The 7,385-nt window shown below is 78.2% G+C and carries 6 protein-coding genes; all 6 read right to left on the bottom strand.

Translation table 11 applies throughout. The features are described 5' to 3' along the window. Positions 1–77: 77 nt before the first annotated feature. The 6 genes from ACK586_RS24965 to ACK586_RS24990 all read right to left on the bottom strand — a co-directional run bounded on the left by ACK586_RS24965 (position 78) and on the right by ACK586_RS24990 (position 7,035). Positions 78–599, bottom strand: coding sequence for a phage tail protein (locus ACK586_RS24965; protein ID WP_409333234.1), 522 nt, complete (start codon positions 597–599; stop codon positions 78–80). Between the two features lie 12 nt (positions 600–611). After that, positions 612–1,112, bottom strand: coding sequence for a phage tail protein (locus ACK586_RS24970; protein ID WP_409333235.1), 501 nt, complete (start codon positions 1,110–1,112; stop codon positions 612–614). 14 nt (positions 1,113–1,126) lie between these two features. Continuing rightward, complete coding sequence (locus ACK586_RS24975; protein ID WP_409333236.1) at positions 1,127–1,744, bottom strand: phage tail protein; 618 nt, start codon at positions 1,742–1,744, stop codon at positions 1,127–1,129. Beyond that, positions 1,741–2,070 (bottom strand): DUF6916 family protein, encoded by a 330-nt coding sequence (locus ACK586_RS24980; protein ID WP_409333237.1) that lies wholly within the window; start codon positions 2,068–2,070, stop codon positions 1,741–1,743. Before ACK586_RS24980 ends, ACK586_RS24975 begins: the two co-directional genes overlap by 4 nt. An 88-nt stretch (positions 2,071–2,158) precedes the next feature. Continuing rightward, a complete protein-coding gene (locus ACK586_RS24985; protein WP_409333238.1) occupies positions 2,159–5,947 on the bottom strand; it encodes a hypothetical protein in 3,789 nt (1,262 codons plus the stop codon). Further along, positions 5,944–7,035, bottom strand: a complete 1,092-nt coding sequence (locus ACK586_RS24990) for a hypothetical protein (protein WP_409333239.1) — start codon at positions 7,033–7,035, stop codon at positions 5,944–5,946. Before ACK586_RS24990 ends, ACK586_RS24985 begins: the two co-directional genes overlap by 4 nt. Positions 7,036–7,385: the final 350 nt, after the last annotated feature.

Below are 7,385 nucleotides of genomic sequence, written 5' to 3' on the forward strand. Positions count from 1 at the left end.
GCTCGAGCCCGCGGGCGCGCGCGCGCGCGGCGCGGGGGGGCCCGGGCCCCCCCGCCCCCCCCCCCCCCCCACTCCGCTCACGGGCGTGGCGGGAAGACGCCCTGCAGGGCGATGCAGAAGTTGAGCACCAGCGAGGGCATGGTGTTGGGATGCGGCTGCCCGCTGCCGGCGATCGACGTGCCCATCGGGCTCATCGCCGCGCCCGGGGTGCCGGTGGACCAGGGGTCCTCCTCCGACTCGCCCCACACCCCGCCGGCGGGGACGGCGGTGCGGCCGCCCCCGGCGCCGTCGGAGGCGCTGACCTGGTGGGTGTGGACCGGGATCTCCGACTCCAGCAGCGTCACGGTGTCCGAGCCGCCGGTCTGCCCGAGGTCGTAGCCCGACAGACCCGGTCCCTGCCCGGGATGCAGCGGAACGCGGCCGAGCAGGTCCGGGAGGGCGAACACGCTCTGGCCGTTCCCGCCGTAGGTGGTGCCGAGCAGGGCGAACAGCGCGGTGTTCTGCGAGATCGGCATGATCTGGCCGTTGCACTGCGCCCACCCGTTGGGCGGGAAGGCGAAGCCGAACACCTGGATCTCGGCGACGAAGGGATCGGGCACGACGGCTCCTGGCTAGTTCTGGCTCGGGAAGATGCCCGTGAGGGCGATGCAGGCGTTGAGGACCAGGTAGGGCTGGCGGTTGTCGTGCGGCTGGCTGCCCCCGGTGTCGGACACGGTCGCGTCCGCCATCGCGGTGTCGGCCCCGCCGGTGAACAACGGCGCCCGGCTCCCCGCCGCCCACGTCCCCCCGGCGGCCGGCGTCGCGGCGGAGCCGCGCCCCGTCGCTGCCATGGGCCGGTGGGTGTGCGGAGGCAGCTGCGCCTGCGTGACGGTGACGACCGAGGACCCGTAGGCAGCGCCCTGGGGGAGGACGCCGGTGTGCACCGGCACCCGGCCCCGCAGGTTCGGCAGCGCGAAGTTCGTCTGGCCGTTCCCGCCGTAGGTCGTGCCGAGGAGGGCGAACAGCGCCTGGTTCTGGTTGATCGGCAGGAACTGGCCGTTGCAGAACGCCCAGCCCTTGGGCGGGAAGTTGAACGAGAAGAACTGGATGCTGGCCATGAACGGCTCGGTCACGTCGGGGCCTCCGGCTAGGTCGGGCTCGGGAAGACGCCGAACAGCGAGATGATGAAGTTCACCGCGAGGTAGGGCTGCATGTTGTCGTGCGGCTGGCTGCCGCCGGTCGGGGCCAGCGCCGCGGGGTGCAGCGGGACCTGCGGGGCGGCGTCGGTGTACGGGCGCGCCGTCGGCGACGCGGCCCAGACCCCGCCGGCCGGGGTGGCGCGCACGCCGCTGCTGCCGCCGGCCACGGGGACGTGGCGGTGGGTGGGGATCTGCTGCACCGTGAGCGTCACGTGCTCCGTGCCGGCCGTCTCCGCGAGCTGGTGGGAGATCCCGTCCGTGCCGGTGCCCATGTGCACCGGCACGCGGCCCCGCAGGTCGGGCAGGGCGAAGGTCTCCTGCCCGTCCCCGCCGTAGGTGGTGCCGATCAGCTGGAACAGGACGTCGTTCTCCGAGATCGGGAGCTGCTGCCCGTCGCAGAAGAGCCACCCGGCCGGGGCGAAGTTCCCGGCGAAGATGCGGATCTCGCCGACGTAGGGCTGGGCGCCGTATGCCGAGGCCGGTACCGCACCGGCCAGAGTCGCCGCGGCCGCCGCCGTCCCCACGAGCACCCCGCCGCGCAGCAGGGTGCGCCGGGTGAGCGTCACGAGGCGACCAGCAGGCCGGAGGCCTCGGGCCGGTGCCGGTTGAACACCGCCTGGTAGAGGGTGACGTCGCCGTCGGACCCCACCGGGACGACGAACAGCGGGAACACCCCGAGCTGCGGGTGCTGCACCCGGCGCGTCCCCTGCCCGAGCGGAACGGCAGAGGGGCCGCTGAAGACCAGGGAGAACTGGTCGGCGCGGGCGGTGGAGCTGTCGACCACGTCGAGCAGCCGCAGGGGCACCGGGCCGGCGGTCGTCCCGGCGGCGAAGGGCGCACCCGCCGCCTCGGCGAAGGCCTCCGCGCTGAACTCGAGCAGCACGTCGGTCATGTCCCCACCTCTCCTGCGGCCCCCGGCCGCGTCCACTCCGTCATCGGCGCCCGCGCGCCCGCACCGGACCGCCCGGCGACCGCGGCGGTCAGCACAGCGGCCCCAGCGGGCTCAGCGCGGCGCCGTCCTGCTGCACGTCGACGGGCATCCCGAGCGCGGGGTCCACGGTGACGGTGTCGGTGCCGCCCAGACCCACCACGAGGACCGAGGCCGGCAGCGGGTGCTCGGTGCGGGTACCTCCCACGTCGACCCGGACGCCCCCGGCGACGGCGGTCAGCGTGATGACGTCGTCCCTCGCGGTGCCGGCCACGAGCAGGTCCCGCGCGGGCGGCTGCCACCACGGGCCGGCGGCGCAGGACCGGCCGGCGACGGTCGACCGCAGCCGCTGGACGACCTGGACGCCGCTCACGGTCACCGTGACCGTCTGCGGCGCCGAGGAGACGCCGAGCGCGTCGTAGCCGACGACCGTGACCGTGTAGATCCCCAGCCCGCGGTAGGAGTGGCCCGGCCGGGGCTCGGCGGCGACGGTGTCGCGCGTGGTGCGCCCGTCGCCCCACTCGACGACGTAGCGCGAGCCCGGGGCCAGGGACCCGAGGTCGATCCGCGCGGGCGAGCCGGCCGGCGCGTCCACGGCGTCGGTGGGCAGCGTGAGCACCGGCCGCGGTGCGACCGTGACGGTGAACGTCGTCGTCCCGGTGCCGAGGGTGTTGGTGGCCGAGCAGGTGACCGTCGTCGTCCCGACCGGGAAGCGGCTGCCGCCCGCCGGGGCGCAGGTGGCCGTCGCGGCCGGGTACGCGGTGACCGCCGGCGGCGCGAGGGAGACGACCGCGCCGCCCTGCGGGTCGACCGACTCCGGGACGGCGATGTCGGCCACCGCGGCCAGCACCGGTGCCGCGGAGACGGTCACCGGGAAGTCGGCGGTGTCCGTGCCCAGCGCGCTGGTCGCCGTGCAGCCGACGGTCGTGACGCCGGCCGGGAAGGCGTCGCCGGCGGTGAGGACGCGGGCCCCGTCCCGGCACTCGACGGCGGGGGCGGGCCAGCCGGTCGCGGCGACGTCGGCGAGCGGGTCGGCGAGCGTCGCGGTGGTGGCCCCGCTCGCCGCCGTCGCCGTGCGCGGGGCGGCGCCGAGCCGGGGCGGCGACTCGACGGTGACGGTGGCGGTGTCCGTGGCGTCCGCGCCGACGCCGTTGGTCGCCGTGCAGGCCAGGGTCGTGGCACCCACCGGGAAGGCGTCCCCGCTCGTCACGGCCCGTCCGCCGGCGTCGCAGGTGACCGTGGCGGCGGGGTAGCCGGTGACCGCGGAGGTCCAGGTGGCCGCCCGGTCGGAGCCGTCCGGGGAGCGGACGACGACGTCCCCGACGGTCAGGGTGGGCGGCGCGGAGACGACCACCTCCGTGGAGGCGCTCGCCGACCCGGCGGCGTTCTCGGCGGTGCAGTCGACGTCGGTGACCCCGACCGGGAGGTCCGCGGTGAGGGCGACGGTCCGGCCGTCGACCGAGCAGGTGATGACCGGGGTGGGCGATCCGGTGGCGGTCACCGGGAGGGGAACCGGGGCGGAGGTCGCACCGGCGGCGGCGGTGACCGGGACGGTCGCGGCCAGGGTGATGGTCGGCACGCTGCGGACGGTGACCGTGAAGCCGTCGACGGCGGCGGGTTCCGTGCCGTTCGCGGCCGTGCACGTGACCGCCGTCGTCCCGGCGGGGAACACGCTGCTGCCGCTGGTCACCGTGCGGCCGCCGGCGTCGACGCAGGTGACGGTCGCGGCGGGGAAGCCGGTGGGCGTCGCGGTCCACGTGGCGACGGCGCCTGCGCCGGGAGTGGTCTCGTCGGCCGTGACGTCGCCGACGACGAGGCCGGGGGCGGTCTCGACGGTGACGGTCGTCGTCTCCCGGCTGTCCGCGCCGACGCCGTTGGTGGCCACGCACTCGACGGTGGTGATGCCGGCGGGGAAGGTGCGGCCGGCGGCCACCGGGGCACCGCCGGCGCTGCAGGCCACGCTGGGCACGGGCCAGCCGATCGCGGTGGGGACGAACGCGGGGAGCGCCGCGGACTGCTCCCCGTCGGCGGCGCGCAGCACGATCGGCGCCGGCGGGACGGCGACCGGCGCGGTCTGCACCGTGACCACGAACGACTCGCCGGCCGAGGGGGTGACGCCGTTGGTGGCCGTGCAGACGACCGTCGTCTGCCCGGCCTGGAAGACCCGCGGCGAGACGGCGGCGGCGCCGCCGACCGTGCAGGCCGTCGTCGGGGCGGGGTGGCCGGTGGCCGTGACCGCGAACGGCACCGTGGCCGACCCGAGCCCCGCCGGGGCGCCGACCACGGTGATCGGCTCCGGGACGGTGAGCAGCGGCGGCGCCTGCACGGTCACGGCGGCGGTGGTGCTCGCCCGCTCGACCGTGACCCGGGCGCCGCCGGCACCGCCGCGGGCGGCGCCGGTGAACACGGCGGTCGCGGTCCCCGACGCGGCCAGCGTGGTCGCGGCGGAGGACAGCGACCCGGCGACCGGGTCGCCGAAGGTCAGCGGCAGCCCGACGAGGGCGGTCAGCTCGGCGGCCGGGACGGTGGCGCCCGCCGAGTCCGCCAGGAAGCTGGCGGTGAGCGTGCTGGACTGCGCCTCGCGGATCGTCGTCGGGGCGGCGGTCAGGGTGGGGACGAGCCGGGTGCCCGCCGGCGCGCCGCGCACCGGGTCGCAGCCGCGCGCGACGGCGTCGCCGGCTGCCGGGTCGCTCGCGCAGCCCCACCAGTTGCGGGTGAGGACCACGTCGGTCCCGGCGGTGGTCCACCCGGGCTCGGTGCCGGCGTCCACCGCGCTGGTCACGTTGCCGGCGATGCGGTTGTAGGAGGCTCGGACGGTGCCCTGGTCGGCGTAGAAGGCGGCGCCGCGGGCGGCGTCGTTGGCGGTGAAGGCGCTGTGGCTGATCCGCGCGCCGGGCGAGCCACCGCCGGCGAGGAACAACCCGCCGCCGGTCGACGCGGTGTTGCCCCGCACGGTGAGCCGGGTGGCGGTCAGGTCGTCGGTGGCCGCGAGGACGCCGGCCCCGCGGACGGCGGTGTTGGCCGAGATCTCGGTCCCGGTGAGCGCCACGGGCACCGAGGTGGCACGGATGCCGCCGCCGGTGCCGCCCAGGCCCCCGGCCGCGGTGGCCGAGTTCCCGGTGACCGTGCCGCCGGTGACGGTCAGCGCGCCGCTGCCGCCCTGGTCCAGGCCGCCGCCGTCGCCGGCCGTGGCGCGGTTGCCCTGCAGCGTGCTGTCGGTGAGGCGGACGACGGCGTCGGTGGCGTAGACGCCACCGCCGGCGTCGCGGGCGCTGCTGTCGCGGACGGTGACCCGCTCGAGGGTCAGCGCCGAGGTGGCGGAGCCGTCGGCCGTGCCGGTGACCCGGATCGCGCCGCCGACCGCGGTGCCGCCGGCGACGGGCGCGGACCCGCCCTCCAGGACGAGGTCGCGCAGCACCAGCGCGCCGCTGGCCCCGGCACCGCGGCCGTCGGACCCGGGGGTGACGTCGAAGAGCCGGTCGGCTCCGCTCCCCCGGACGACCGTGCCCGCGCCGGCGCCGGACACGGTCAGCTCGCCGACCACGTCCAGGTCGCCGACGGCGGCGTCGTCCTGCGCGGCGGCGTCGTCGGCACCGCTGCCGAGGACGTAGGTGCCGGCGGGCAGGGAGATCGTGTCGGCGCCCGGGCGCTGGTTGGCGAGCAGCACCGCGCCGCGCAGCGTGCAGGCGCCGCCGCTGTCGCAGCCCGCGGTGGCGGTGCCCTCCCCGGTCGACGTGACGGTGATGGGAGGCGCGGCCGCCGCGACGGGCAGGGGGCCCAGGACGAGGCCCGACACGGCGACGGCGGCGACCGCGATCCCGGTCAGCAGGCGGCGGGTCACGCGGCACCTCCGGTGGAGGCGCGCCGGCGGCGGCCGGCGACGACGAGCAGCGAGCCGGCGGCGACGAGGGCGGCGCCGAGGACACCGACGGCCAGGTCGGCGCCGGTGCTGGCCAGCCCGCCCGCGCGGACGGCGGCGGCCGGTGCGGCGGCCGGTGCGGCGGCCACCGCGCCGCTCCCCAACGCGCCGGGGCCCGCAGGGCTGGACCACACCGGCCCGCTGGGGCCACCCGGCGGAGCCGCACCCGGCGGACCGAGGGTCGTGGACGTGCCGGCCGTGCCGAAGGGCTCGCCGGCCAGGGGGTCCTGGCCGGCGAGGAAGGCGGCCGCGGCGACGGCGAGCACCGCGGTCGGGGCCGAGGGTGCCGCGGTCAGCCTCAGGCGCACGGTCGTGGTGGTGCCGGCCGCGACGTCGACACCCGACGGGCCGCCGGCGATCGCCAGGACGGTCCCGGCGACGGGCTGGGTGCCGGGCAGGCCGCGCCAGCTGCTGCCGTCCTGCTCCTCGACGGCGAGGGCGCCGGGGGTGAGACCGGGCGCGCTGAGTGCCAGCGCCACGGGCAGGCCGGTCCAGGACACGCCCGCCGGGGCGGTCAGGCGGACCGTGACCGCCGCGGGGACGCCGTCGGTGGTGGGCCCGGCCGGGACGTCGACCGCGACGCCGGGGACGACGAGGTCGACGACCCGCTGCTCGACGTCGAGCTCGGTGCCGCCGTCGACGACGCGGAGGGTGAGCACGAGCGTGGTGCCGGCCAGGTCGGCCGCGGCGGTCCCGCCGGCCGGGTCGACGCCCAGCGTGAGCTGCGCCGGCCGGGCGAGCGGCCCCGTGGGGGTGAGGGTGCGCCCGTCGGGGCCGGCGGCGAGGCCGACCGGTGCGCCGTCGGCGGTGAGGACGACGTCGTCGGTGCCGAGCACCGGGACCCCGGCGACCGCCGGCGCGTCGGTGACCAGCGACAGCTCGAGCGCGGCGGAGCCGGGGAGGCCACCGGCGTAGGCGAGGTCCACCGCACCGGCCGAGCCGCCGATCCCCACGCGGTCGGGGACGGCGGTGAGGGTGAGGTCCCCGGCGGCGGCCGCCGCGGGCGGCACCCCCGTCAGGATCCCGGCGACGACGAGCGCCGCACCCGTCAGGACAGCTCCGACGCGCCGCACCCGCTGCCCCCGCTCCAGACGCGTCCCGAGCTGGGTCGCGGGCCCGAGGGCCGGAGGGGAACCTACGGACGGTCGAACGGAACCCGTGCGACCCGCTGCGACGGGTGTGACGGGCGGGTCAGGCGGCGTCCGGTGCGACGAATGCGCTGGTCAGCGCAGCGCCGGCGCCGTGTCAGCGTGCGTCCTAGCGGAGTGGGGGGGGGGGGGGGGGGGGGGGGGGGGGGGGGGGGGGGGGGGGGGGGGGGGGGGGGGGGGGGGGGGGGGGGGGGGGGGGGGGGGGGGGGGGG

Origin of the sequence: Trujillonella humicola, assembly GCF_046233715.1 — a bacterium.
In the GTDB taxonomy this organism is placed as follows: domain Bacteria; phylum Actinomycetota; class Actinomycetes; order Mycobacteriales; family Geodermatophilaceae; genus Trujillonella; species Trujillonella humicola.